Source organism: Parabacteroides sp. AF18-52, assembly GCF_003479145.1.
GTDB lineage: Bacteria > Bacteroidota > Bacteroidia > Bacteroidales > Tannerellaceae > Parabacteroides > Parabacteroides faecis.
Genome location: NZ_QUGR01000047.1, coordinates 1 through 978 on the forward strand (window position 1 = coordinate 1; position 978 = coordinate 978).

Genomic DNA, 978 nt, shown 5'->3' on the forward strand with positions numbered 1-978 from the left:
CGAACGATCACCTCGATGCGCCGCAGCTTCGGAAAAAAATGTCTCAGCATATCTTTATAGGGAGAACCTCCCTGCAATTCCATTAAATACTTTTCCCGTCCGTTGAAAATACCATAGCGGGATATTACGCGCAAGGCGGCATCACGGTAAGGAGGATTATCACGCATCAAAAGATCCACCAACCCCTCCCAGTCTTCCGCCACCGAAGAAACCTCTATCAGTCCGCGGGGAACGCCGTACATACTCCGTAGGTAAATGGAGAAGAAACGCGAACGGGCTTCAGCAAGACGTTCGTTATCCCCATAATTACCGTCAGGCGAGCAATAACCGCAGATACGGATGGACTTGACAGATGCAAAATGCGTTCTCTGCAGGGGGGCAATCAACCGGTCGATCTTGTCGATCTCGTAACGGTTGTTTTTTAGGTCGGGATGAATATCGTCCTTTCCAATCGGGTAATCAAAATAGAGTACCACACTCTCAGTAGTTGCAGATGCGACTTTTGACGTTGAAACCATTGTTGACTTTGGTCTTGTAACAGCTGTCGGTTCCGGTTTTACGACTTTCGGTTTCACTGCTTCTTCCGGATGCGGTTTCATCTTTACAACAGGCAATTGAGGAATACCTGCCACAGCAGCCAAACCCAAATCGCATTGCAGCGTATCTACCGCCAAGAGTTCATTGCCGCAACATTCACGACTTTCCTGTTTCAATAGCAACATAGCATGCTGCATCCATGAGGCATAAGGTATGGAAATACGGTAAGTGATATTTTTAGAAACATTCCGGCTGTCACGTATACGAAGATAAGGAACAGTACATTCTTTACAGAGAGAAAGTGCTGCCTCCCGACGATCCTGACGGTCGCGTATCGAGCCGCTGATTACGACAGCTGGTAAAGAAAGCTGTTGTTTCCCCTCTCCCAACAATTGCGGCGTAAAGATAAAGGCCCTGCTACGCCCTACCCTCACCTCGTTC

1 pseudogene is annotated in these 978 nt (G+C 48.2%); it reads right to left on the bottom strand.

Annotated elements, in window-relative coordinates:
• A pseudogene (locus DWX23_RS24925) lies at window positions 1–978 on the bottom strand (hypothetical protein); the annotation flags it as partial.